Origin of the sequence: Puniceibacterium antarcticum (assembly GCF_002760615.1) — a bacterium.
Classification (GTDB): Bacteria; Pseudomonadota; Alphaproteobacteria; order Rhodobacterales; family Rhodobacteraceae; genus Puniceibacterium; species Puniceibacterium antarcticum.
On sequence record NZ_AWWI01000169.1, the window covers coordinates 1 to 24796 of the forward strand.

General features: G+C 57.9%; 20 protein-coding genes and 7 pseudogenes. 12 read left to right on the forward strand and 15 right to left on the reverse strand.

The genetic code is table 11. The annotated features are described in order from the left end of the window. Positions 1-64 precede the first annotated feature (64 nt). The 8 genes and pseudogenes from P775_RS29185 to P775_RS23515 form a co-directional block, all read right to left on the reverse strand. Positions 65-211 (reverse strand): annotated as a pseudogene (locus P775_RS29185) (3-keto-5-aminohexanoate cleavage protein); the annotation flags it as partial. Then, on the reverse strand, positions 204-758 hold the full coding sequence (pcaG, locus tag P775_RS23485) for a protocatechuate 3,4-dioxygenase subunit alpha (RefSeq protein WP_099913268.1): 555 nt from the start codon (positions 756-758) through the stop codon (positions 204-206). The pseudogene P775_RS29185 and the gene pcaG, both read right to left, overlap by 8 nt. Continuing rightward, complete coding sequence (gene pcaH, locus P775_RS23490) at positions 758-1480, reverse strand: protocatechuate 3,4-dioxygenase subunit beta (protein WP_099913269.1); 723 nt, start codon at positions 1478-1480, stop codon at positions 758-760. Before pcaH ends, pcaG begins: the two co-directional genes overlap by 1 nt. Beyond that, positions 1473-2636, reverse strand: a complete 1164-nt coding sequence (gene pcaDC, locus P775_RS30070; RefSeq protein ID WP_099913270.1) for a bifunctional 3-oxoadipate enol-lactonase/4-carboxymuconolactone decarboxylase PcaDC — start codon at positions 2634-2636, stop codon at positions 1473-1475. The genes pcaH and pcaDC overlap by 8 nt, the downstream gene beginning before the upstream one ends. A gap of 3 nt (positions 2637-2639) precedes the next feature. Then, positions 2640-3824, reverse strand: a complete 1185-nt coding sequence (gene pobA / locus P775_RS23500; protein ID WP_099913271.1) for a 4-hydroxybenzoate 3-monooxygenase — start codon at positions 3822-3824, stop codon at positions 2640-2642. A gap of 9 nt (positions 3825-3833) precedes the next feature. Beyond that, complete coding sequence (locus P775_RS23505; RefSeq protein WP_342749688.1) at positions 3834-5207, reverse strand: TRAP transporter large permease; 1374 nt, start codon at positions 5205-5207, stop codon at positions 3834-3836. Position 5208: 1 nt separating this feature from the next. Further along, the gene (locus P775_RS23510; RefSeq protein WP_245875832.1) at positions 5209-5724 is read right to left on the reverse strand and encodes a TRAP transporter small permease; all 516 of its coding nucleotides are present in this window, start codon (positions 5722-5724) and stop codon (positions 5209-5211) included. Positions 5725-5743: 19 nt separating this feature from the next. Next, positions 5744-6940, reverse strand: coding sequence for a TRAP transporter substrate-binding protein (locus P775_RS23515; RefSeq protein WP_245875833.1), 1197 nt, complete (start codon positions 6938-6940; stop codon positions 5744-5746). On the opposite strand from P775_RS23515, the gene P775_RS23520 reads away from it, so the two are divergent. Continuing rightward, positions 6919-7806, forward strand: coding sequence for a helix-turn-helix domain-containing protein (locus P775_RS23520; RefSeq protein WP_180287557.1), 888 nt, complete (start codon positions 6919-6921; stop codon positions 7804-7806). The genes P775_RS23515 and P775_RS23520 overlap by 22 nt on opposite strands. A gap of 363 nt (positions 7807-8169) precedes the next feature. Here P775_RS23520 and P775_RS30020 read toward each other — a convergent pair whose 3' ends face one another. The 4 genes and pseudogenes from P775_RS30020 to P775_RS23540 all read right to left on the reverse strand — a co-directional run bounded on the left by P775_RS30020 (position 8170) and on the right by P775_RS23540 (position 11577). Then, the gene (locus P775_RS30020; protein WP_180287558.1) at positions 8170-8400 is read right to left on the reverse strand and encodes a winged helix-turn-helix domain-containing protein; all 231 of its coding nucleotides are present in this window, start codon (positions 8398-8400) and stop codon (positions 8170-8172) included. Between the two features lie 668 nt (positions 8401-9068). Continuing rightward, positions 9069-9803: a pseudouridine synthase gene (locus P775_RS23530; RefSeq protein ID WP_099913276.1), complete on the reverse strand. Its 735-nt coding sequence runs from the start codon at positions 9801-9803 to the stop codon at positions 9069-9071. Between the two features lie 114 nt (positions 9804-9917). After that, positions 9918-10336, reverse strand: a pseudogene (locus P775_RS30025) (ISAzo13-like element transposase-related protein); the annotation flags it as partial. A gap of 293 nt (positions 10337-10629) precedes the next feature. Further along, a complete protein-coding gene (locus P775_RS23540) occupies positions 10630-11577 on the reverse strand; it encodes a DMT family transporter (protein WP_099913285.1) in 948 nt (315 codons plus the stop codon). A gap of 329 nt (positions 11578-11906) precedes the next feature. On the opposite strand from P775_RS23540, the pseudogene P775_RS29200 reads away from it, so the two are divergent. From P775_RS29200 to P775_RS23560, 6 genes and pseudogenes are all read left to right on the forward strand, one after another. Further along, a pseudogene (locus P775_RS29200) lies at positions 11907-12155 on the forward strand (site-specific integrase); the annotation flags it as partial. Between the two features lie 246 nt (positions 12156-12401). Next, a complete protein-coding gene (locus P775_RS23545; RefSeq protein ID WP_099913278.1) occupies positions 12402-15587 on the forward strand; it encodes an autotransporter domain-containing protein in 3186 nt (1061 codons plus the stop codon). A gap of 102 nt (positions 15588-15689) precedes the next feature. Next, positions 15690-16478 carry a DeoR/GlpR family DNA-binding transcription regulator gene (locus tag P775_RS23550; RefSeq protein ID WP_245875834.1) on the forward strand — a complete coding sequence of 263 codons (789 nt, stop codon included), beginning with the start codon at positions 15690-15692 and terminating at the stop codon, positions 16476-16478. 234 nt (positions 16479-16712) lie between these two features. Then, positions 16713-16945: pseudogene (locus P775_RS29205) on the forward strand (transposase); the annotation flags it as partial. Positions 16946-16996: 51 nt separating this feature from the next. Next, positions 16997-17236: a hypothetical protein gene (locus P775_RS29210; protein WP_245875836.1), complete on the forward strand. Its 240-nt coding sequence runs from the start codon at positions 16997-16999 to the stop codon at positions 17234-17236. A gap of 5 nt (positions 17237-17241) precedes the next feature. Next, positions 17242-17409, forward strand: a pseudogene (locus P775_RS23560) (IS5/IS1182 family transposase); the annotation flags it as partial. On the opposite strand, the pseudogene P775_RS23565 reads toward P775_RS23560, so the two are convergent. After that, a pseudogene (locus tag P775_RS23565) lies at positions 17339-17623 on the reverse strand (transposase zinc-binding domain-containing protein); the annotation flags it as partial. The pseudogenes P775_RS23560 and P775_RS23565 sit on opposite strands and share 71 nt — an antisense overlap. Before the next feature lie 12 nt (positions 17624-17635). Further along, a pseudogene (locus P775_RS23570) lies at positions 17636-18049 on the reverse strand (tyrosine-type recombinase/integrase); the annotation flags it as partial. A gap of 168 nt (positions 18050-18217) precedes the next feature. On the opposite strand from P775_RS23570, the gene P775_RS23575 reads away from it, so the two are divergent. From P775_RS23575 to P775_RS23595, 5 genes are all read left to right on the forward strand, one after another. Then, positions 18218-19249 carry an IS110 family RNA-guided transposase gene (locus P775_RS23575; protein WP_099913287.1) on the forward strand — a complete coding sequence of 344 codons (1032 nt, stop codon included), beginning with the start codon at positions 18218-18220 and terminating at the stop codon, positions 19247-19249. A gap of 572 nt (positions 19250-19821) precedes the next feature. Next, complete coding sequence (locus P775_RS23580; protein WP_099913280.1) at positions 19822-20517, forward strand: hypothetical protein; 696 nt, start codon at positions 19822-19824, stop codon at positions 20515-20517. After that, positions 20510-21532: a hypothetical protein gene (locus tag P775_RS23585; RefSeq protein WP_099913281.1), complete on the forward strand. Its 1023-nt coding sequence runs from the start codon at positions 20510-20512 to the stop codon at positions 21530-21532. The genes P775_RS23580 and P775_RS23585 overlap by 8 nt, the downstream gene beginning before the upstream one ends. Positions 21533-21547: 15 nt before the next feature. Further along, positions 21548-23230: a peroxidase gene (locus P775_RS23590; protein WP_099913282.1), complete on the forward strand. Its 1683-nt coding sequence runs from the start codon at positions 21548-21550 to the stop codon at positions 23228-23230. Positions 23231-23243: 13 nt separating this feature from the next. Beyond that, positions 23244-24587, forward strand: a complete 1344-nt coding sequence (locus tag P775_RS23595) for a cytochrome P450 (protein WP_099913283.1) — start codon at positions 23244-23246, stop codon at positions 24585-24587. A 27-nt stretch (positions 24588-24614) separates the two neighbouring features. Here the strand turns inward: P775_RS23595 and P775_RS28630 are convergent. Next, on the reverse strand, positions 24615-24796 hold a 182-nt coding region (locus tag P775_RS28630), incomplete at its 5' end, for a hypothetical protein (protein WP_218967754.1).

The following is a 24796-nucleotide window of genomic DNA, read 5'->3' on the forward strand; positions in this document are numbered from 1 at the left end:
GCCTCAAAGGTAAAGCCCACCGCAAAAAGCACTCAAGTCACGAAAGCTTTGCGACAGAACCGATGATTATTGCTCCCACCTCTCCCGCTGCATGAGAGCTCTCCACCTGTACGGAGACCGAGATCGGTACAGCCTTGCTGTTCGACTTGCACGGTAGTGAGCCGGTGATCGCACAACACAGGATGCAGGGTTTGCCAATCACGTTAGACATCGAAAAACACCGTCTCTTTTTCGCCCTGAAGGTGAATTATGTGGCTAAAGCCTTGGTCTGCGAGCGTGGCTACAAGCGTGCCCGCGCGGTCACCGGCGCGTGTGAAGACCGGATCGGACCGGTTGGTGTCGTCGGGGAAATAGATGCGGGTCATCAGGGCCATATTGATGCCCCGCGCCGCGATCCAGACAAAGACGTGCGGGGCCTGTCCTTGAGGTGCGCCGGGCATCAAAGTCTCGAACACAGCGTCGCCAGTGTCCGCACAGGTTGGCTGGCGACCCCAATTGCTGAACCCGGTCGTCGTGCCGAAGCCGCCGTCGGGGCCGGGCTGCCAGATTTCGACCATCGCGTCCGTCAAGGGATCACCCGCGCCGTCGATAATCCTGACGCTCAGCGTGATCCGGTCGCCCATGGGATCGCCGGTGATCATCCGCGCGCCAAGGTCGGTGCCGTGGAACATCCCCTCCAACCCTGCGAAGGTCGGCATGCAGCCGATGTGAACGTAGGGCCCTGCCGTCTGAGATGGAGATTCCTTGAGATCGGCCATCACAGACCCTCCATACGGTTTTCGAACAACGTCTGGGCGCGTCCGCGCAATACGATATCAAAGCGGTAGGCACGGATATCCATCGGGATCGTTGCGTCCATGTCGAGCCGTGCCACCAGGGTGTCGATGGCGGCGTCACCGGGAATCGCCTGCACGATTGGGCAGAGCGCGATATGCGGATCGCCTTCGAAATACATCTGTGTGATCATTCTCTGGGCAAACCCATCTCCAAAAATCGAAAAATGGATATGTGCCGGACGCCAGTCGTTCCCGCCGTTCGGCCACGGATAAGGGCCGGGCTGGACGGTGCGAAAGCTGTAGCTCCCATCCGCGGCAGAGATACACCGGCCACAGCCACCGAAATTGGGGTCGAGCGGCGCCAGATAGCCGTCTCTCTTATGACGATAGCGCCCACCGGCATTGGCCTGCCAGACCTCGATAAGCTTGCCTGGCACCGGGCGCCTGTTTTCGTCCAAGAGCTTCCCGTGCACGACAATGCGCGGACCGATGGCCGCCTCGCCGGCTTGGGCGTAGTTCAGGATCAGATCGTCGTCGAGCTTGCCCAGCAGGACATGTCCGAAGGTCGGCCCGGACATCTCGGTCTGGGTCGGGTCATAGTGCAGCCGTGCATTTTGCGGCGCACGCAGCTGCGAGCTGCGATAATCCGGGGCCAATGGCGGCGGATGCCAGTCGAGGTCGCGTGAAGCAATGAGGTCAGTCATGGGTGTCGCTCGTCATTTCGGCCAAGGTGGTCCCGGCTAGTTTGAGGGCATGGTTGGCCTTGGGCACGCCACAATAGATGGCAACATGCTGAAAAGCCTGCTGGATGTCGCGCGCGCTGGCGCCGGTTCGGGCGGTGGCGCGAACATGCATGGGAATCTCTTCGAAGTTTCCCATCGCGGCCAAGAGCGCAAGCGTCAGCATGGATCGTTCGCGCCGAGAGATTGCAGGATCAGACCAGACGCTGCCCCAGGCCCCTTCGATGATCAGGTTCTGGAACGGCAGATCGAAGTCGGTTTTCGCAGCTTCCGCGCGGTCGACGTGTGCGTCTCCCAGAATCCCGCGCCGTGTTTTCATGCCTTGTTCAAAGATGTCGGCCGTGGTTTTGGCCATCTCTTCGATCAGTGCGGCCATCTCTCTCGGGGCTTCCAGCGCCGGCATGTGGCCGACGCCTTCCAGCACTTCAAGCCGCGCATTCGGTATAGCTTTTGCCAGTGTATCGACCTGATCAGGCGTCACCGAACGATCCTGTGCCCCCGCGATACACAATACTGGAGTAGAAATATTTCCAGCCGCAGCGCTCAGGTCCGTGTCTCGGATAGCGGTGCAGGTGGCGACATAACCCTCAGCCGTAGTCCTGCATAGCATGGAGCGGTGAAGCGCCAAAAGGTCCGTCTTTGCTTCGCGGTACTTCGGCGCGAACCAGGTCTCGAGGATTGCATCAGCGACACTCTCGATCCCGCCAGTTCGAACGGCCGCGATCCGGTCGTTCCAACGCGCGTCACTACCGATCCGCGCCGCCGTGTTCGAGAGGATCACACTCCGCAGCAGATCGCGACGCCGCGCGGCAACCGATTGTGCCACCATGCCACCGACCGACACGCCGCAAAGGATCACATCACGCAGCCCTAGCGCATCAAGCAGCTCGATAAGGTCATCGGCCATGTCCACAACCGTGTAATCCTGCGATACACCGCTCAGACCGTGACCGCGCAGGTCGTACGTCAGCGTGTCGAATCCGCTACCAAGATGCGTAATGACATCGTCCCACAGGCTTTGGTCGCTGCCCAACGAGTTGGCGAAGACGACGCATGGGCCGCCTCGACCTGCACGGTACCTATAGGCGACGAGTTGGCGATTGAGTGTGATGGCTTGCATGATTTAATCCAATGGTAATCCAACATAGTTTTCAGCGATGGCGCGTGAGGCCGACTCGGACGACGAGAGGAAGTCGAATTCTGCCCGCTGCATTCGCTTCTCGAAAGGCGAGTTCTGGGGAAATTGATGCATAAGGGTCGACAGCTGCCACGAAAATCGCTCGACTTTCCACACACGGGTCAGGACCGTCTGGGAATAAGTTTCGATAAAGTGATCGTTTCTATCCTTGTAATGCTCAATCAGCGCGCGCGACAGAATGCGGATATCCGCCATGGCCAGGTTCAGCCCCTTTGCGCCCGTAGGCGGCACTATATGTGCGGCATCGCCGGCCAAGAACAGGTTGCCATAGCGCATTGGCTCGGCCACGAAAGATCGCAGCGGCGCAATAGATTTCTCGAAGGATGGTCCGGTAGTCAGGTTGGAAGCCGCATCCGGACCCAGACGGAGCGCAAGCTCTTCCCAGAAACGGTCGTCGGACCATGCGCCGATGTCGTCGTTCACGTCGCACTGAACATAATAGCGGCTGCGTGTCTCGGAGCGCATGGAGGCCAGAGCGAATCCACGTTCGTGGTTGGCATAGATCAGCTCGTGGCTAACGGGTGGTTTGTCGACCATTGCTCCCAGCCATCCGAAAGGATAAACCCGCTCGAATGTTTTCAAGACGTCGGCGGGAATGGCCTGACGCGATACGCCGTGGAAACCGTCGCAGCCTGAAATGTAGTCGCATGCGATCACCACATGTTCGCCATCATGGGTAAAGGCCACGCGCGGCGTCGCAGACTTGAGGTCGATCGGTGTGACGTTCTCGACATTGAAAAAGAACTGCTGCCCTTCGGCAAAGCGTTTGTCGAACAGATCCTTCGTCACCTCGGTCTGGCCATAGACGGTCACCGTCTTGTCGGTCAGCGCTTTGATGTCGATGCGGTGCCTGTCACCGTCGAAGGAAATTTCGAACCCTTCGTGGGGCAGACCCTCGCGGTGCAAACGGTCGGCAACGCCAGCCTCTTCCAATGCGGTGACGGTGCCCTGTTCCAGTACGCCGGCCCTAATCCGGCCTTCAATGTAGGCGCGGTCCTTTCGGTCAAGCACGACCGTATCGATGCCGACATTTGCAAGAAGCTGCGAGAGAAGGAGCCCGCTTGGTCCTGCTCCGATGATACAGACCTGAGTCTTGACGGTTCTTGTCATGACGAATCCTTACAAAACGCGGGTGAGAAAAAGCGTCAGCCCCGGGATCAGGATCAGGATGGTGACCCGGATCAACTCGATCCCAAAGAAGGGGGCGACGCCGCGAAATATGGTTGCAATGCTGGTGTCTGGCGAAAACGACTTAATGACAAAGACGTTCAGACCGACTGGCGGTGTGATCAGGCCCAGCTCGACGACAATTAGCGCGAGAATACCAAACCAGATGCGCAGGTCATCCGTTGTCATGCCGAATGCTGCACTTTCCGCACTAACATAATCACCGCCATTCAGCTGGATGAGGACGGGCCAGAAGAATGGTACAACGACAAGGATCATCGACAGGCTTTCCATGAAACAACCAAGAACAATCAGCATCACCAACATGGCCAGAAGGATCGTGTAGGGTTCCAGCGTCGAAGCCGCAGCCCAGTCGCTGAGCGCGGTGGGCAGGTTTGTGCGCGCAAAGAAACCTTTCAGAATATCGGCCGAAAACAGGACGAAATATATCATCGACGCTGTATTCGCGGTGGCCAGCAGGGCAGTCTTCAGCCGCTCCAGCGTCAAACCGTCGTTGTTGGACATGCCGCGCAGTAACATCCCATAGGCGAGGATCAGGAAAACCCCGATGCCGGCAGCGGGTGTCGGCGTGAACAGCCCCATGCCAAGACCAAGAATGATCGTGCCAAAAATCAGGCCAACTGGCAGCAAGCGGCGAGTGGCGTGTTTGACGTCTTTGTCGCTCATCGGGGTGAGGGTCGGGGCAAGGCTGGGATTGCGCGCAATGCGCAGACGGATGACGATCAGGAAAAAGACGACCGCCATCAGGCCGGGAATGATCGCGGCCTGAAACATGTCGATGATCGAGGCTTCGACGACGATCGCGTAGATTACCAGCGCGACCGAAGGGGGGATCAGGATGCCAAGGGTTCCGCCTGCCGCCAGAACGCCGGTGGACAGGCCTTCATCATATTTAAGCTTGCGCAATTCAGGCAGGGCGACGCGGCTCATGGTCGACGCGGTCGCGATGGACGACCCGCTGACTGCGCCGAAGCCGGCACAAGCCAGAATAGTCGCCATGGCGACACCGCCCTTGATCTTGCGCGTTAGCGCGCTCAGGCCCTGAAAAAGATCGCGGCTTAGGCCTGTTTCTGCAGCGAGAAATCCCATCAGAACAAAAAGCGGCACCACCGAGAGGTCATAATTGGCGACGCTGTTCCAGATCGCCGTCTTGAATTGCAGAAGGTAGGGGCCAAACTTGATGAACGGCGACGCGAGGCTAAGCGCGAAGGTTCCAACCACGCCCGTCACCAGCATCGCCAATGCGACCGGGATCCGGAGCATGATCAGCAGGAAAAGCGCGACAAGGCCGCAGATGCCGATCAACTCACGCTCCATTGTAGGCACTCTCCGACATGAAGGTTTCGATGAATGCTGCCAGTGCCCACAAAACGCAAGAAACGACGGCGAGTGGCATGAAGATCCAGATCGGCCAGCCCAGAACGGCGGTTTCCGTGTTGTCAGCACGCGTTTCGATGGTGCCGTAAATCAACATGACGGCCATCGTCATGCTGACCGCGATCACCAGCAGGCCCGAGATCACGCACACCATACGGTTCGCAAATTTGGGTGCCTTCTGCATGAAGACATCCACAGCGGCATGGCCACCATGGAGCTGACAATAAGGGAACATGGCCAGTGCCGCGACACCGACCAGCATGGTCACCGCGTCTTCGTAACCCGACAGTCCGGGGACAGTGCCACCCCAACTGCGCGCGATGGTATTGGCGGTAAAGCCGATCGCGTTGACAGCCGTGGCAAGAACGATCAGCAACAGCAACGCCCCGCCAAACAATGCCCACAGGCTGATCAATCGCGAAAACAAGGCATTCTGGCGCATCATTCCCCTTCCTTATGTCATTTTATTCGGAATGCGCCATCACAGCCGCCCGCGCTTTTTCAAGCAAAGCCGCACCGTCGATGCCCAAACCGCGCGCTTCTTGGGCCCAACGTTGCGCGACAGCCTCGAAGGGAGCCTGGAATTCTGATGTTGCTTCTGGCGAAAGCGCAACGACCTGATTTCCGGCGTCCTCAGCAATCTTCTTGCCAACCGGCTCGATATCGTTCCAGGCGTTTCCCATCTCCTCGGCCAGCGCCATGCCGGAATGATCGTCGATAACCTGCTGCAGGTCGGCGGGCAGAGATTCGTAGGCAGTCTTGTTCATGGCAAACAGGAAGCTCGAAGTCCCGAACCGTCCACCTTGATCAAGCTCCACTGACTGCTTGGTCAATTCGGCCAGACCTAGTGGAATAGCAACCTCGAACGGCACGAGGGCGGCATCCACGGTGCCCTTCGACAAGGCTTGCGGCAGCGCAGGAACTGGCATGCCCACGGGCTCTGCCTTCAGCGCTTCCAGCACCCAGGCCCCGGTCCGCGATGGGCTGCGCACCTTGAGTCCCTGAAAATCTGCCGCTGACGTGACAGAGCCGGTCGCCACGTGCAGCGCATTTCCAGCATGAACATGCACCAGAATCGGATGGACATCCTCGTAATCTGCGGCAAGGTCCTCCATCATGTCCTGAATGGCCAGATTTGTCGCCCGCGCATCACCGATGTGCACGTTGGGCAACTCGAAGACTTCCGTGCGCGGGAATGTGCCGGGCGTATATCCGGGCAGCGTCCACACGAGATCCGCAACGCCATCGCGCACTTGGCTGAACAATTCCGGCGGCGCGCCGCCCAGAGACATCGCAGGAAAGACCTCGAAGGCAATCCTGCCATCAGACGCTTCCTCGACCGCCTTGACCCAAGGTTCAAGCAACATCGTTTGTGCTGGCGACTTGGGGCTCAGGAAGTGGTGAATGGAAAAGGTAAACTCCTGCGCATAGGCGGCCGTCGATAGCGTGATGACCACAAGCGCAGACGTGGAAAGGGCCAAAAGCCGCGTGAAACGTGTCATGATATCCTCCCATGGACTGACTTGTCTTGCCCCATCATAGCGAAGGAACTGCCGACAACCATGAACTGCAAAATCAATTTCTTGAACTATTCGATCATAGTCGCAAAATGCCAACCAGATCATGGGCAGCAAAAAAAGTGACCAAAAACTCGATTCCAAACTATGAACTCTACGGTGAACTGCTTTCTGGAAGCTATACAGATCCTGTCCACCATGAAACGATCCAAGAGCGCAGCAGCAAGCACCATTGGACAATTCGACTTCATCGTCACAAGCGCCTGGCGCAAGTTTTTCTTTTTCAGACGCCCGGCGTATCGTTCCGCGTCGCTGATATCACCCACACCAGTTCCGAGCCGATCGCACTCTTCATTCCTCCCGGCATTGCACATGGATTCCGGTTTGCCGAAGAGGTTGTGGGCGACGTGCTGAGCCTTAGGACCAATGAACTGGGAAGCGACCTTGCTGATTTACTCGATCGCCCAGAGATGCGCGCGGGCGCTATCCTGCCATGCGGCCGTTGCGCAAATTTCGACCTCATTCAGACATCGATTGCCCAGCTCGGACAGACGTATCATGGAATGAAGGTCGAGCGTGCCGAACTGCTGTTGTCTTTGACGCAGCTGATCATCATATGTATTTCCGGCGATCTGCGCCGGGAAACTTCTATCGGTAATGTCTTGCAATCGTTGCCGCTGACACGGCACGAAGCACAGGCCGAAAGTTTCTGCGGTCTTGTTGAGCAGTTTTTCAGTGAGGACCTCATGGTGCGCGATTACGCCGACAAGGTCGGCATTTCTGCACCTCATTTGACACGGTTGTGTCGCAACATACTCGGCGCGCCACCTCATGACCTTGTGCGGCAACGAAGGCTTTTAGAAGCGAAACGTCTGCTCGAATACACGCGCCTTTCCGTGTCAGAAATCGCCCACAAATCAGGGTTTCGCGAGTCATCATTTTTCAGCCGAACCTTTAGCCGTACATTCGGTGTTTCGCCAAAATCATACCGCGAGGACCGAGATCGTTAGAAATTTGCCCTATTGCTAGCTGTTTGATCCCGCGGTTTGATGGTGCGATCCTTTCTCAGGCGTGGAACGAAGCGCTGGAGCGAGATGGGTCTCGACGTAAATGTCGATAGCGGCCCGATCCATTGCACCGCCGATGACCCATGGTGCGATCAAGGCCTGGCAGGTCAGCCCTGCGATGACTGTTTGGTCCGCCAGAGCCCGAACGGTGCCACACCGAACAGACGTTCGCCAACGGCACACCGACCGCACAGGCGGGTCATGTTCGACGTGACCGACGTTTCGTCAATAAAGACCAGCCGCTGTGCTCTTTCTCGCATGAAGCGCTGGCGGCGCAGGGTCCGGTCATGTCGCGCCAGCCTGACATCACTGCGCGCACGCTCCTGCGCGATCAGGCCTTTTTTTATATGACAGACCGGAGCGGACCAGTGCCCGGTGGATCGACGAAAGGTGCACCGACACGCCATGTGTCTCTTGCAGCGCTGTGGCCAGTTCCTTCAGTGTGATGTTGGGTTCGGCACGGACGATCTCTACCAGGAAGGCAATGTGCGCTCTGAGCTTGCCTGTGGTCCCAGGTGCGCGGCCTTGGCGCTTCAAGGGGACCGCACCCCGGCCGCGATACTCAGCCGCAAGCCTGACATCTGTGCTCGCACTGACATCGAATACCCGCAGACGATGTCACCTGCGAACCCATCATGATGCGCTGCTCCAATTGTCGGCGCGCCAAAAGTGGATGACGCCAACAAAATATCGCGCATATCGTCCAAATGCCTGCAAGCCTGCCCCCGGGCCTAGCCTGACGGGGCTCGTTCAACGGGTCTGTCAGATCGGATCCGACGCAAGCCCGCCGCCCAAATCCCCATAGCAACAAACCACCCACCAAGCCCGATCCCGCGATTTCCTGCTTGAGCGCTTCTCCGATGCCAAGCAACGCTCCGCGTCACCAAAAACCCAGCGCGTGGCGTCCGAAAAACCTGCACCTTTGCGGACATCTGCCACCGACCCCGATGCTGCGCCGCGGCTCGTCGGTCATGGAGGGCGGTGAGGTGCCCCTCGCAGGTGCGGCGCTTCAAACTCCCCGTGGCGTGGAAGCGGACATTCAGCCGACCGACACTCTGCTCTGGTAACAGTTGGCGTGAGGGCGGAGACTCTGTGGAAACGCCTATTTATGCTATGCTTTTTAAACCGCAGAAAAACTATTGGCATAACCTCCACAGAGATGGATGTCGTTCAACCACACATGTTGAGATCACCCCACCTTCGGCTTACTGAAAGATCAAGGCGATCTCTTCTTCACTCAGCAGCTTCCACTGACCGGGAGCCGTGCCATCAGGCAGTGACAGACCGCCCAGACGTTCGCGGTGCAGTTTTTCGACGTGGTTGCCTGTGGCAGCAAACATGCGGCGCACCTGATGGTATCGGCCCTCGGTGACATTAAGTAGGGCTTCGGTTTCCGAGACCACTTCCAGTTCGGCAGGAGCCAGCGGCTTGTCCTCACCCTCCAGCATCAAATGGCCCGAGGCAAACAGCTCGCCTTCGGTGCCATCGAGCGGGCGGGCCAGCTTGGCGCGATAGGTCTTTTTGACGTGGCGCTTGGGGCTGATGACCCGGTGAAGCAGGTCGCCATCATCGGTCAGCAACAGAAGACCGGACGTCTGCTTGTCCAATCGGCCGATGGTCGAGATCGCCGGATCACGCCGTTTCCAGCGCTCGGGCAGGAAGTCATAGACTAGAGCACCGTCTTCCTTGTGCGAACAGGTCATGCCCAAAGGCTTGTTCAAAAGAATCACCATGCCCGCGACGGGATCGAGCGCCTCGCCCTCGATCTCCATGCGGGTTGGCAAATCTGGAGTGACAGGGATGCGTTTAGTGACGTCAAGGAGCTCGGCAGCGTCCAGAGTGATACCGCCAGCCTTGGCCATTCGCGCCATTTCGTTGCGCGAACCATAGCCCATGGATGACAGAAGCTTGTCGACGCGCGAGGTGGGAATCTTAGCCATTACTTTTGGTTTCTCAAGTAGCCCAAACGGCCCGCCCGCAGCATCGCATGCACTGATCTAATGCTCAAGATATCCCAAACCTGACTTTTAACTTGAGTGTGTAGCGACATGGGGCTGCGAGAAGCCGAGCCTGACAAGCAGCTTGCGCAGGCTTTTGGGACTGATCGCATGGCCCATGTCGCCAAGCGCGCGCACCAGCTTGTCCAGGCTCTTTGACACCCATAATAGCGGCCGCTCCGGATCGCCCAACGTTGCCGGCTCAACCAGGCGCTCAAGGTCGGAGCGCGCTCCGTTAACAGTCGAGGACCACCGCCTTCACGACGCACCCGGCCGTGCGGCGGCGACGGCCCATCGAGCTCTTTTAGTCCGCGCCCGATCGTCGAGCGGGCAAGTCCCGTGATCTCCGACGTCGCGGCAATCCCGCCGCGGCCCACCGCGCGGGCCTCGCTCGCGGCAAAAACGCGTCGGCCACGTTCGTCACGCTTCGAGCCGTCCGCCTTCCACCGCCGCTTAATCCCCTGTCGATCGATCATGCAGCAATCGGTAACATCACCCACCACGGCAGAGAATTCCAGAGCGGTGAGTCACACCGCCGCACATCGAGATAGACGAACCGATTCAATTATCTTTGCGGATGCCCTAAGTGTCAATTTGCACGAATTTGGCCTCGGAATCCTGCGTTTGCAGCGTATCCGATGGGGTGGAGCAGGCGCTGCGTCGGGAATGGATATCCGAGAAGGGCCGAGACACGACGATTGCACATTAGCATCTGACGCAACACAAACCGACCGCTGTGGGCGCTTTTCGCCACTGAGAGCCTTCCACCTTAAATCGGAGGGGCGGCGCGCTCGGTGATCAACTGGCGGGCTGTTACTCTTTCGCGGTGGATCATATACAGCCCCGCGCCGATGATAATGGCGATGCCGGTCAAGGTCAGCGGGTTGGGGAAATCGCGGAACACCAGATAGCCCAGCAAGGTCGCCACCGGCAGTTCCAGATATTGCAATGGCGCCAGCGTGGCCGAGGGCGCCAGAGACAGCGCATATGTCATCATCATATGGCTCAGCGTGGCGAAAAAACCGACGCCCAGCAGCCAGAGCCACGCAACCCCTGTGGGCCAAACCGGATCAAACTGCTCAGCCCCGGTGCCTTGTGCCAGTATCATCACCGGGAGGCACAGCAGACTGGCAACAAGGCCGGTGTGGAATTGCAAGGCGACGGGATGCATCCGCCGCGACAGCCCGCGCGTCACAAGAATATAAGATGCAAACCCGACCGCTGTGCCCAGCGGAAACAGCGCCACAGTGCCAAAGGCCGCGAAACTGGGCTGGATCACAAACAAGACACCCACAAAGCCCACAATCGCCGCCCCCACGCGGCGCGGACCGACATCTTCGCCAAGGTAGAACTTGCCCACCAGCAGCACGATGAACGGGGCCACGAACACAATCGCCAGGGCATCGGCCAGGGGCATGACGCGGATCGCGGCGATGAAACAAAAGGTCGAGACCAACAAGAACACCGCGCGAAACAGCAGCGCCAGCCATTGCCCCCGCGCCACTCGCAACGACAGCCCCATGACCCAGACAAACGGCGCCATCAGCGCGCACTGCACAACAAAACGTGCGGCGGTGATTTGTCCGACAGGCACGCTGCTCGACGCCAGCTTGGCCGCCACATCCAGCAGGGGCGCGGTCACGCAAAACCCCAGCATCAGGGCGACGCCGGCGAGGATGCGGTCAGTGGACGGTGTGGTAGAGATGGCGCTGTTCATGTGCCCCGCATAGGGTGTCACCCTGCGTGCGTCTATTCTTTTTGCGACGTTTGAAGTCCTCTCTTATCCTTACTTGAGACGCCACCGTTCACGCAACGTCGCGCCGCACCTCGCCGGATGGGTCAAGCAGGCCGAGAGGGACAGTGGCATGCGCGGCGGCGCGACAACTGACGAAACCTATCGCACCAGCCGCCGAGGCTTTGGCGTTCGCAACGGTCGGTTCTCGGCCAAGAGGTCCCAGACGTCTTGGGCGCAATGCACACCTGGACGAAGGGGTTCTGTCGATTGTGTCACAGTGCTTGAGCCGCTCACAGACATCAATCGGTAATCGATCTCACATTTCCACCAAGCAATATGCCCGGTTAGTTCGGGAGTGGGTGACGTCCATCGGGCTTGAGCTAAGCGCTTACGGCACACACTCGATGCGGCGCACTAAGGTTGCGCAAATCTAACGAAAAACGGGGAACTTGCGCGCCGTTCAGCTTCTCTTCAGCCATGCAAAAATGGACAGCATTGTCCGTTATCTCGGCGTTGACCTAGAGGACGCGCTGACAATATCGGAAGGCGTGGAAATCTAAAGCAGGGGACCGGGGTCCCGGTCGGTCCTTAAAACGGCACGAGCCGGAAGCCCGCCACTCGCAGCGTTTCTGACAGGCCGCCGGTTCCAGCCCTTTCAAGCCATTCGTGCTAAGTGATAGTGTTAAAATGTAATTAATATTACATGATGTAATAAAAGTGACATTCACAAGGGTCATAGGACACCTGCGGGCTTCGTGCTCTCGCGCCCTTTGCCAACCTCACTCAGTCACATTTCGTAGGACACCATGAAAATCAGCTTTCCTCCCAAACGGCGGACAAATATCCGTCCCGGCGATTCCCTCCGTGTTGCCCTGCTCAGCGGCGTAGCGGCCCTTGGCCTGCTGAGCAGCCCCGCACATGCCGAAACAAACGGCGCGCTGCGCGTTCTGACCTTCAACACCTGGGGTGATCAGTTCCGCAGCAACCTCGATGCCATTGCACCGCTGTTCACCAACGGCGGCTATGACATCATCGCCTTTCAGGAACTGGGAAGCGAAGCCTATCTGAGCGGCCTTCAGCAGCGTCTGCGCGATGCGGGGCTTGGCGAATACACTTATATAAAACAAGGTGATACCGGCATCCTATCGCGCGTTGACGGCACCCTGGGCACCAGCACAAACGGCGATTCCGTCGCCTATCAGACCACCACCGGAGCCGGTGGCGTGCCAGAAACCGTCTTCGGCTCGGTCCACCTCGATTATCGCGACACCTCGGGCACCCGCCTAAACGAAATTGCGGGTATCACGGAATGGGCGAAATCCACCAACCGTTCGGTCATTCTGGTGGGAGATTACAACGCCGCCGACGTGTCTGAACGCGGCCTGAACCGCGCCAGTCAACAAAAGCTGATCCTGCAGAACTACCTGCGCTCCAACAACACCTTTTACGGCACGCTGCTGGAACAATACGCCGTCGATCCCGCCGCCATGTCCCAATTCATCGCCGATCACAAAGGTCAGAGCCTGAGCCTGACCGATATTCCCGACACCCTGTTCGCCGAGGAAATGTACCCGATCAACGACAACCTGCCCGTCTCTATGAACAAGATGAAGCGCGACTTCATCATGCTGCAGACCGAAGCGCAGCGCGAACAGTTCGCGCCCCACGTTCTGGCGGACGGCAGCACCACCTGGACCTCGGTCGAGGAGGACGCCACCAACACCTGGCCCAGCTGGGACCGCAGCGCGATCGACCACTTCATGGTCTCACGGCCTTTTGGCAAATGGTGGAAGATCGTCAATGACCCGACGGACCTCTATACTGGCGTGCTGGATCAGACCGATGTGACCTCGACCGGCAAGGCTTATTCCGACCACGAACTGGTGGCGCATGATCTGGCCTGGGTCGGCCCCAAGCTGGAATATTACGACAAAACCGCAGACAGCGAAAAAACCCGTCTGGTCTGGAGTAATGAAGCCAACACCTTTGCCGATGACGCCGAATTCCACCTGACCCGCAACAATATGCGCAACGATGTCTATCTGGGGCAGGTTTCGGATGAAAACGGCAATCCGATCCTCGACTGGCTGACGGATGCGGAAAAGACGACGCTGCTGGATTGCACCAGCACCGATTCCCGCCTTGGCCAGGCCATCGCGGACTATTGCATAGACGACCACAGCTTCATCTCTGAAACGCTGGTCACGGATGCAGGGACCATCCGTGTCGAAGAAGATGCCGCCCTTGGCACCTCTGCTGCTGATCTGCGTCTGGACAATGGCGGCCTTGCGGTTGCCGGCACCGCCATGACCACGCTGAACCGCGAGATCAGCCTCGAAGGCACCGGCGGCTGGCTCGACATCCGCGATGCTGACGCACGGGTGTTCGCGCTTCGGGATATCTCGGGCAGCGGCGCGCTGGACAAGCGCGGCGATGGCACGCTCATTCTGGAAGCGGACAACAGCTACACCGGCGCCACAAATGTCAGCAAAGGTCTGCTGGTCGTCAACGGCTCCATCGCAAACTCCTCGGGGGTCACCATTTCAGAGGGCGGTGCAATTGGCGGCTCGGGAACAGTCGGTTCTCTGACCATCGGCAACGGCGCCAAACTGGCTGCAGGCAACAGCATCGGCACGCTGAACATCAACGGCGATCTGACGCTTGGCACCGGTTCCCTGTTCGAAATCGAGGTGAATGCCGCAGGCGACTCTGACGTTGTGACGGCCACGGGCGATATCACCATCAACGGCGGAACGGCACTGGCTCTGGCGGCCACGGGCGACTATGCGCCATCCACAAGCTATGTGGTGATGCAGGCCGGCGGCGCCGTCACCGGAAGCTTTGCCTCTGTCAGTTCGTCTCTGGCCTTCCTCGATGCCTCCCTCGCCTACAGCACGCAGGATGTCTCGCTTACCTTGGATCGCAACGACACCGCCTTTGACAGGGTCGCAAAGACCCCGAACGCCCGCGCAACGGCAACGGGTGTCGAAAGCCTTGGTTCGGGCAACACGCTCTATGACAAGGTTGTCATGCTGGACGCTGACACAGCCAATCTCGCCTTCAGCGACTTGTCGGGCGAGTTGCACGCCTCGGTCATGACGGTGCTGGCCGATCAGGGCAATGACCTGCGCAACACCGCCCTGGGTCAGATGCGCGCCGATGTGGGTAGTGACACACCGCAGGTCTGGATGCAGACCTATGGCGGCACGTCCGAAACCGACGGGGACGACACCAGCACGCTGAACCGGTCCTCCTTTGGCACGCTTGTGGGTGTGAACGGCAGCCTGGGAAGCGGCTGGACCTATGGGGCCATGCTCGGCTACGGCAAGGACAAGGCCACGCTGGACAGCGTCGACGGCAAGGCTGACAGCACATATACCAGCCTCGGCTTGTTCGGTGGGCGTTCCATTGGGGCGGCCCATGTGACAACCGGTCTGACATGGACACACAGCCAGATCGATAGCTCGCGTGGGGTGGCCTTCGGCACCTTTGCGGACACGCTGACGGCCGATTACGACGCCGAAACCAGGCAGCTCTTTGCCGAAGTTGCCTATGACATCGCGATCAAGACCTCTGTCCTGCAACCCTATGGCAATATCGCGCGCCTGTCGGTTCAGACCGATGCCACACGCGAAAACGGCGGTGCAGCGGCGCTCAAGCTCAGCGGCAACGACTATGACGCCACGGTCGGTGAAATCGGCCTGCGGGGGCAGACGCTGCTCTCCCAGGGGGCAATGCCGGTGCGTCTGTCCGGCGAACTCGGCTGGCAGCACGTCTTTGATGCCGACGCGCCCACGGCAGACATGGCCTTTGCAGGCGGCAACGGCTTCTCGGTCGACGGGACCGGCATGGCCGAAGATGTGGTCAAGGTGAACCTGGCGCTGGGGGTCAATCTGACCGCGCAGACCGCGCTGTCGGTTGGCTACACCGGCGGTTTCGGCGACGCGGGGCACAGCAACAGCTTTGGCGCGACACTGAAAGTGAACTTCTGATCCCGAAACAGGTCAGATACGGGCCGCGGCAGGCGACTGCCGCGGTTCTTTTATGCTAACAAGGCTGGAACACGGGCGACAAGACCCGCATCCGGGAATAAGATGGTGAAGCAAAACATGGACGGCGAAGACAAGAAGAGCGTCAGGCAGCGCCTTTTGATGCAGCAGCTCGGTGCGCAGCGCTACATCTCGCTCGAAGAGGTATCCAGCCGCTTTTCGGTCACGCAGCAGACCGCCCGCCGCGACATCATGGAACTGGAAAAACTGGGCAAGCTGCGGCGTCTGCATGGCGGCGCGATGGTTGCCAATTCAATCGACCCGAACGAACTGCGCAGCCGACGCATTCGCAATGCCCAGGCCAAGGAACGCATCGGCGCCTGTGTGGCAGATCTTATCGACGATGGCGCCTCGATCTTTCTCGACACCGGCACGACCTGCGAGGCGGTCGCTCGCGCGTTGGTTCGCCGCAAAAACTTGCGCGTGCTCAGCTACAGCCTGCGGATCGCCGCCTATCTCAGCGAAGTCACGGATTTCACGATCGCCGTCCCGGGCGGCTTTGTGCGGCAGGTCGACGGCGGTGTGTTTCAGGAACAGTCGCGTTCCTTCATCTCGGGCTTCAAATTCGACATATCCATCCTGTCGGTGTCCGGCGTGGATGACGAAGGTGATCTGGGCGATGACGATCAGGCTGAGGTCGAAACCGTGCAATGCGCCATGCGCCAGTCACAAAAGGTGCTTCTGGCCGTGGACAGCAGCAAATTCGGTCATCGCGGCCTTGTCCGCCTAGGCACGCTCAGCGATGTCCACATGCTGGTGTCTGACGCCCCGCCCTCTGACGCAATCGCGTTAGCGGTAAAAAAGGGCAGCCTCACCTTTCATTGTGCGCGATGACCCAAACCGGGAGGCTATCTTTTGAGAGCTTGAGAGAAATTGGCGTTGTTGCATGGACCCCCACTCCACTGATATTGGCTGCGGTCTGCCTTCTTGAGAATGCTATAAATACCGCACAAATTCAACGCTGATCGCCGTGACAAGATCCCGAAGCAAAAGCGTCGGGTGAGCAATTGCGCCGATTATAACGAAAGCCTGCGGCGGCGCGGCGATCTGACCGTTTGGACCAGCCAAGTGGCTGTCGCTTTATGGGCGGCGCCCCGAACGACGCCTGGCGGCCAAGCTATCTATTCGGGATCGGCGATTGAGCTTTGGCTGACCTTTGGCATGTTGTTCAGGCAGCCGCTGCGCCAAACTCAAGGCTTGATGCGCTCCATCGCTGGACTGCTGGGGTTTGAGATCGAAGTGCCGATTTCACGACCTTGTCCCGCAGGGGCAATGGGCTGAGTTTGTCTCCCAAAGCTTTGCCCAAGAGCACCGAGCCAGTACATTTGGTCGTGGATAGCACTGGGTTAAAGATGTTCGGCGAAGGCGAACGGCTGGAGAAAAAGCATAAAACCAAGCGCAAACGGCGCTCTCGGCGCAAGCTGCACCTTGGCCTTGATCTTGTCAGCGGCCAGATCGTTTGCTCTGATTTGGCGCTGATGACACTGGTGATCCGACCGAGCTGCCGGGCCTGCTGGATCAGATCGACGGTCCCGTTGACCTATTTCTGGCGGACGGTGCTTACGATGGCGAGCAAACGGTTAGCGCCGTAGCGCCTACGTTCTTTCAGCATCGACCTCCGATCGATCCCTCCTCGTTGACGCGGTGGCGCAAGCGGATCGGAGAGGAAGGAGCCGAGTGGCTGCTTATGAAGACCATCGAAGCGGGGCGCAATTCAGGGACCGTCGACAACGACAGTCCCGCGCGGCTGGTCCCTGACACTTCGGGCAGTGCCGGTTCTTGCAGGAATTGTAGGCGAAGTGGTGGTGGCCGCACTTGGTGCAACCGGCCACATGCCCGCCAAGCGCCTCGGTTCGGCAGGCTTCAATCGCTGACATCACCTTCAACTGGGAGAGGCTGCCATGCCTCGCATTGGCCTGCCGCTACGCAGGACCATGGGTGCGGAAGATGTCAGCGATCTCCAACTTTGGCCGGGGCACCGGCCCCTGTCGCTATTCCAACCCTCGTCGCAAGGTCTCGTCTTGCAAGAGCTTCATCTGCTCGAAAGGGCTGACGGTGCTGCGGATGGTCTTTGTTGCAACATGGGCATACCGGGCAGTGGTCGTCAGCTTGGAGTTGCCGAGCAGCACCTGGATCACGCGCACGTCGGTGTTGGCCTCCAGCAGATGCGTGGCGAAGCTGTGCCGCAGCGTGTGCAGCGTTGCGGCCTTCTTGATGCCCGCCATGTGCTTGGCCGAGGTGAATGCACGGTTCAGTTGTCGGGGCGATAGCGGGCTGATCTTTGGCTTGCCCACTGCCCGGCAGGTGATGCTTGCATCGCCGAGAGGGGGGAACAACCATCCCTCGGGGCGCGACTCGCGCCAATAGTCGCGCAACAGATCCAGCAGGCTCGGCGACAGCTGCGCGGAGACCGACCTCTCTGCTATCGCTTTGGCCGCAACCGTCATGTTCTGGCTCTAATCAAGAACGAGATGCTGTAACGGGGCCTGCGGCGCGCACTGCCTGTTACCGCTTGCAATATTAGGGGCAAGGTATCGACCATCCCGTATTGGATCCATATGGAGGACGAGGAGATGAGACTGTTTATTGGGTTGGATGTGTCGCTCGCGAAGACTGCGATTTGCGTCATCAGCGAGCACGGCAAGATCGTGAATGAGGCGCAGGTCGCCAGTGAACCCGAGGCATTGGTGCGTTGGGCTCGAGAACAGGAAGGCACTGTCGCGGCCATCGGACTGGAGGCTGGCCCCTTGTCGCAGTGGCTGCATCTTGGGCTGACAGATGCCGGACTGGATGTCGTCCTGATGGAAACACGGCAAGTGAAAGGTGCCCTGAAGGCCATGCCGATCAAGACGGATCGCAGGAATGCCGAGGGTATTGCACGGCGTCTTCATCTTGGTTTGTTCACACCGGTTCACTGTAAGTCCGTCTCGGCGCAGGAAGTCCCTGCCGTGGTCGGGGCCCGAAAGGCTATCCAGCAGGGCATGATCGCCTTGAAGATGTCGATGCGTGGGCTCTTGCGGAACTTCGGGCTCAAGGTTGGTGCCATCTCTCGGGGCCGATATGACCAGCGTATTCGCGAACTGGCAGATGGCAATCCAATGCTGGAGACAGCGACGGCACCGATGCTGCGCGCGCGAGCATCCTTGCGACAGGAGCTGGCAGGATTGGAGCGCCTTGTTCGCCAGATGGCTCAGGATGATCCAGTATGCCGACGACTTATGTCCATGCCTGGGGTCGGTGCGATGGTTGCGCTCACCTACCGATCAGCTGTCGACGATCCTTCCCGGTTCAGATCCTCCAAGAAAGTTGGCGCGTGGGTCGGGATGACACCATCGCGCAACCAGTCGGGCGAACGCGACGTATCGGGCGGCATCACGAAGGCAGGCGACGTTAACCTGCGCCGTGCAGTGTGTCAGGCCGCGACTGTCATGATGCATCGCGGGCGGTCGACGTGGCTAAGAACATGGGGCGCACAGGTCGCGCGACGCCGTGGCGGAAAGCGCGCCATGGTTGCCTTGGCAAGGCGTATGAGCGTCATCCTGCACAGGATGTGGCTCGATGATGCAGACTTCCGGTCAGATCTTGCCGGGCCCCACGAAGCCTAAAAGAATGAGCTTCCTGCCGTCGACCACCTGACTGCAGGCCTTCGAGGTCCCCCAGGGACGTGGTTGCGATGATGCCGTAGTCTGGACTGTTGCCGATCCATATCGAGCACGCCAATGAGATGGGCACATCGGAATTGCATTGAACCAGCATCATGTTGGCAGCCCCGCGCTGACCACGGACCGAAGCATGCACCCGGGTGATCTCAGACGAAGGCGGCAGTGATGAAAGGACTGCTCAGCAAAAACGCCCATCAAACCGCAAACAGGCGGCCGGATACGCATGTCAAAAAGCGCTTGACTGAAAGGTCCCCGTTACCGAAGTCCCGACCCTAGGGCGCGCAGCTTCGAAAATCAAAAAATAGAAGCCAAGATTGGCACCTGGGTTATGAATCAGGTGACGGAACTTGGCATGCACGATTTCCACGGCACCACCTCAAATCCGTCTCGGGGAGTGCGCGTTCCGAACTCCTGATCTCCATTCAACTACGCTCTCTCGATGTAATTTTTCTTGCCACACTACAACTGGTGGGTGCACAATACAAAATTGTAGGTGTTTTTTGTCAGAGGTCTCCATGTCGAATATTGCTGGTAAAGCCTATGCTATGAACGTGGTCACTCCGAGCAATCCAAAGATTACATGGTTAAATCGATTGCTTTTCATGGCGTCTCGTGGCCTTCCATCGAACCTTTTGGGGCTCTTGGGGCTGTCACTGATCCACTTCGCTCGATGGGTGATTATCAAACCCGGTGACTGGCCAAACCTCGGGCAAGGGAAAGAAGAGCTAAAGAACGATTATGTTCTGTTCTGTTCAAACTTTAACGGAACCTGGGATCAATATATCGATGCTTTCTCGGACGGCATCCCGAGCGGGCTTGATCTGTTCTGGTATTCGGCGATCAAATACCCCCGCTCGATCCCGATCACACCGTTCAAGAATTATATCTCCTTCAATCAAATCAGCAACGACTACTACTACAATGCAACTCCCGGCTCAGCCCAGAGGGACATCAAAACCAGTCTTTCGATCTATGATCAGGTGCTAATGCTCTCGGAGTTGCACCGAAAATTGACGCCCGAAGAATTTTCAGCAGCTTATCGCAAGGTTGCGCATTCCATTCAGATTGGTCTGGGTGATCCCGGTTTTGGTCCGGTTGCAAGCCTCGATACCGAGCGCGCCGACGTGAATCGCGAAGAATACATCGCCGCCGCTCAGGAAAGGTTCGCCTTTCAGCGCGCCGAGGTCCGGAAGGAGAAAACCGATGCCTGATCTGGATACAGGACATTTCTTCTTGACAACCATGGCCCCGATCAAGCCCGGGGCATCTGCCGGGGATCCTCAATCGTCATATGTGCAGCGGGTTCGTATGGCATTGGCGTCCTTTCCAACCGCACATCAGTCCCCTGCAACCGAAACCGCACAGTTCAACAGCCCGTTTTCGCGCAACACCCGCAACCATCTGGCGCGGATGTTCGTGCTCAACGATGTCGTTTTTAACGGGCGCATCACCGAAAACCCTATTGTTGCGCAGATCAAGGGCGTCCAGCAAACCGTACCCCAACCGGTGGACAGGCTCAAAGCAGCCTATTTAGTTTTCTGCGCCGATGTGGATGCGATTGTAAACACGGGCGACCCGCTTCCGACCAATCTGACGGCCGAGGCTCAGCGCCATGTGCGTGCCGCATATGCCCGAGAACTCTGGGGCACGATGAGCGACGAACTGTTTGCCGTCTATTCAAATTGTTATGGCTTCGAAACTGTCGAGACGGCTGATGACTTCGCCAATTTTCTGGACAAGTGCCACGTCGAGACGACAATGCCATTTCACGATTACTACCTTGAACTTCCAAAGTTTCACATCCTGCCATATAAACCCTTGCTGTATGGTGTTTTGGCGCCGTTCGTGGTGGGGATCGTGCTATTTTTACTTTGGATTTTCGGCGTAAGTACGGTCCCGTTTTTGGGATGGCCAATTTTTCTGACCTGTATTTGCGGCTTTGTTCTGGGTTTTGTCGCGGCTTTTCTGGCCATCAAATATGCCATACGAAATGGTGAAAAGCCGTTGCCTCCGGCGAAATATGACGATCTACCTTCGGTTCTAAAGTCTCTTTATATCCAACAGAAATTTTCTGACTTCTTCATTCAGAACCAAGGGGTGTCGGCAGAGGAACTGCACAACGCTTTCGGAGCATTCATCGCCGAACACAAACCACAAAATCGCCATTCTAAAACGCAAAGACCCGGGGTCATTTCATCGGCTGACCCGCGCAACGTGATTTCCTAACTAGGCGAGCTTGATATGACACGTGAGCTTAATCTGCATGATATTCAAGGAAACGTCACGCGGGCGTATGGCCGATATTCTTTTCCGTTTGCCCGCTATATCTTCTTTCATTTTCCTTCGCCCAGGGCCGGTCGCGCCTTTGTGGATATGGTGCGTAAGAAGGTGACCACCTCTGCCCGCTGGACAAAACCAGAGGACCGGCCACTGTGTACTATAAATGTCGGTTTGACCTTTCCTGGGCTTCTGGCGCTGCAGCTCCCGGTGCGCACGCTGCAGGCCATGCCCGATGAATTCATCGAAGGGATGAAGGCTCGCGCGTTTATTCTGGGGGATCGGGATCAGACCGAAACCGAAGAAGAAGCAAAAAGAGACGACTGGGACAAACACTGGGATCCAATCTGGCAAAAAAGCCGCGAACCGGGCACGCTTGGGTTTGGTGTGAACGATGTGCATATGATGGTTGGCCTGAACGCGCAAAGCCTGAGCCAGGCGACACCTGACAAACCGCATTCAGCTCTGGAAGAACAAACGTCATGGCTCCTTGACTCCGCCAGGACCGCCGGAGTGAAACATTTGCAAGGCATCGGCTCCAACGGTGATCAGCCCTATCAGGACGCCTCAGCGGTCTTTGAAAAGATAGGCAATGTCGTTGTCCCTACCCCGAAGGAGCATTTCGGGTTTACCGATGGTATTGGCAACCCGGTGTTTGAAGGCCAGTACCCTGAGGAGGAAGCCAAGATTGCAGTGATCGGCCAGGGAAAGCAAATGGGAAAAGGCTGGCAGCCGATTGCGACGGGCGAATTTATCCTAGGTCACCCGGACGAAAGCCAAGAATTGCCACCAAGCGCGGCACCTCCGGAATTCATGCAAAACGGCACTTTCTTTGCTTTCCGCAAACTCCATGAAAACGTTTGCACCTTTGATGAAGTGGTTCGAGAGGAAGCCACGCGCTATGCCAAGGTGATGGAGATCGGTCTTGAGGAGGCAGTGGAAACTCTGCGCGCCAAGATGGCTGGCCGCTGGTCTGATGGGGTCCCATTGTCCGTGGTTCCGACCTATGCCGAATGGGTCGCCTTTGGCGAAAAGATGGGGTTTCGCGGCGAGGGTGTAGATCCTCTGGAGGGATTCAAGAAAAACATCGCTTATATCGCCTCTCCTGAGGCCCGCGAATTCCGCTATGCAGACGATATGGGGGGCTACAAATGCCCTCTTGGTGCCCATATGCGCCGCGTGAACACCCGGGATTACCTTGATCCGCTCAATCAGGACAGCTTGGCTCAGGCGACACAGCCGCTGGAGAACGCCAATGCAACCAGTGCTCTCAACAACCGCCGACGCCTCCTGCGACGGGGTCTGCCGTATGGCCCATCAAATTTCGACAAGAAGGATGACGAGACCGAACAGGGCGTGATCATGATGACTATGGGCGCCAGCCTCTTTCGCCAGTTTGAATTTGTGCAACAGCAATGGATTCAATACGGTCTCGATTTCCATCAGGGCAACAACACCTGCCCGATGATTGGCAATCACGGACATCACAAACGCTGTACCATTCCCTCCGACCCCAGATCGGGCAAGCCGCCGTATGTGATGAGCAAGCTCAAGACCTTTGTCGAATGCCGTGGAGGAGATTATTTCTTTGCACCTTCCCTGACCGCGTTGCGGATGATGGCGATGGGAATTGTCGACCCCACCTGAACCGAGGTCTGCCATGCTAAACGCCATCGCCAACATTTTTATTGTTATTGTCCAGCGCCTCACAACATTGGGCGAGGCTTTGTACTCGCTGCTTTATCTGCTGGTGCTGGGCCTCAAGGCCCTGATCTCAGGACAAATCAATGTTTTCTTCCTTCAGCCGACCACGCAACGCAAGGTTTTTGCGTTTTTGCGGGCCTTCTGGCCAAATTTTGCGATCAGTAAAGTGGTAATGAAATGTTACGAGAACACAGGAACTGCCGTTGTCACCCGTCGCGCTGATTGTATTGATGTTTTGAACCGCAACGCTGATTTTGAAGTCGTTTACGGTGCCAGGATGCGTCAGTTGACTGCGGGTGATAACTTTTTCCTCGGGATGCAGCCGGGCTGGGACTATACGCGGGACACCTCCGCGATGCGCCTTGCCGCACGGATGACCGACGTTGACGAAATCGTGCGGCCACGCGCAAGAGAACTGGCCAACAGGATCGTTGCAGACAGCCGTGGCAAAATCGATATCGTCCCTGCGCTGACGCTCGAAGTCCCTTGGGATATGACCCGAACATATTTCGGTTGTGGTGGAGAGCGTGAAAAAATGCAGGAGTGGACAACCAATCTGTTTTGGTTCCTGTTTCTGGATCTTGGCGCTGACCCACAGGGGGATGCCAATGCCCTTGGACAGGCTGCCGAGCTGCGCGACTATCTTGATTCTCAGATCGCGGATCGCAAATCAAAACCGACCGATGTGCCAGATATCCTCAACCGCTGTCTGGCCCTGCAATCCGCAGGTACGCCGGGTATGAGCGATCTTGGCATACGCAACAATCTCCTCGGCCTGCTGATCGGTGCCATCCCAACCATTTCCAAGGCCAGTTGCCTTGCGCTCGACGAGCTTTTGAACCGCCCCGACGCGCTCGCCTCGGCCCACAAGGCGGCAGTGTCAGGCAACGACACTTTGCTCGCGCAACATATTTGGGAAGCGCTGCGCTTCAACCCGTTCAATCCGGTGATTTATCGCCGCGCGGTCCATGATTGCGTCATTGCCCCTTCGACCCTGCGTCGGCTGAAAGTCCGAAAGGGTCAGTTGGTCTTTGCGGCAAATTTCTCTGCCTGTTTCGACCGTTACGACATTGCCGCGCCAAATGAGTTCCGCATCGATCGGCCCTGGGACGATTACGTCATCTGGGGCTATGGCATGCACAAGTGTTTTGGCGATGGAATCAATAAGGCGGTCATCCCCGCGATCCTCAAGCCGCTTCTGGCACAGAAAAACCTCCGCCGCGCGCCCGGAGACACCGGGCATATCCAAACTGGTACTGCCGGTTTTCCCAGCCATTTTCATCTTGTGTTTGATGCCTGAAGGCTGATGGAATGCCCAACCTGCTAATTAGAGTGCTGCCGTCCTCCGATTTCGTTTTGGCACAATCTGGCTGAGCGGAAGGCCGGAAAATTGCTCAAGATTACAGGCATCCAGCGCGGGGGCGCGTACATCCGTTCTGTCGCAAATTTTCGGATTACCGTTGCGTTTCACTTTAGCCCGATCCGATCGATGCACTTTCCAGAAGCAAT

Excerpts from the sequence above, each read along its gene's own strand:
- pcaG (WP_099913268.1), bottom strand. The coding sequence starts at position 758 with ATGGCCGATCTCAAGGAATCTCCATCTCAGACGGCAGGGCCCTACGTT.
- pcaH (WP_099913269.1), bottom strand. The coding sequence starts at position 1,480 with ATGACTGACCTCATTGCTTCACGCGACCTCGACTGGCATCCGCCGCCA.
- pcaDC (WP_099913270.1), bottom strand. The coding sequence starts at position 2,636 with ATGCAAGCCATCACACTCAATCGCCAACTCGTCGCCTATAGGTACCGT.
- pobA (WP_099913271.1), bottom strand. The coding sequence starts at position 3,824 with ATGACAAGAACCGTCAAGACTCAGGTCTGTATCATCGGAGCAGGACCA.
- P775_RS23510 (WP_245875832.1), bottom strand. The coding sequence starts at position 5,724 with ATGATGCGCCAGAATGCCTTGTTTTCGCGATTGATCAGCCTGTGGGCA.
- P775_RS23530 (WP_099913276.1), bottom strand. The coding sequence starts at position 9,803 with ATGGCTAAGATTCCCACCTCGCGCGTCGACAAGCTTCTGTCATCCATG.
- P775_RS23540 (WP_099913285.1), bottom strand. The coding sequence starts at position 11,577 with ATGAACAGCGCCATCTCTACCACACCGTCCACTGACCGCATCCTCGCC.
- P775_RS23545 (WP_099913278.1), top strand. The coding sequence starts at position 12,402 with ATGAAAATCAGCTTTCCTCCCAAACGGCGGACAAATATCCGTCCCGGC.
- P775_RS23550 (WP_245875834.1), top strand. The coding sequence starts at position 15,690 with ATGGTGAAGCAAAACATGGACGGCGAAGACAAGAAGAGCGTCAGGCAG.
- P775_RS29210 (WP_245875836.1), top strand. The coding sequence starts at position 16,997 with ATGTTCGGCGAAGGCGAACGGCTGGAGAAAAAGCATAAAACCAAGCGC.
- P775_RS23575 (WP_099913287.1), top strand. The coding sequence starts at position 18,218 with ATGAGACTGTTTATTGGGTTGGATGTGTCGCTCGCGAAGACTGCGATT.
- P775_RS23580 (WP_099913280.1), top strand. The coding sequence starts at position 19,822 with ATGTCGAATATTGCTGGTAAAGCCTATGCTATGAACGTGGTCACTCCG.
- P775_RS23585 (WP_099913281.1), top strand. The coding sequence starts at position 20,510 with ATGCCTGATCTGGATACAGGACATTTCTTCTTGACAACCATGGCCCCG.
- P775_RS23590 (WP_099913282.1), top strand. The coding sequence starts at position 21,548 with ATGACACGTGAGCTTAATCTGCATGATATTCAAGGAAACGTCACGCGG.
- P775_RS23595 (WP_099913283.1), top strand. The coding sequence starts at position 23,244 with ATGCTAAACGCCATCGCCAACATTTTTATTGTTATTGTCCAGCGCCTC.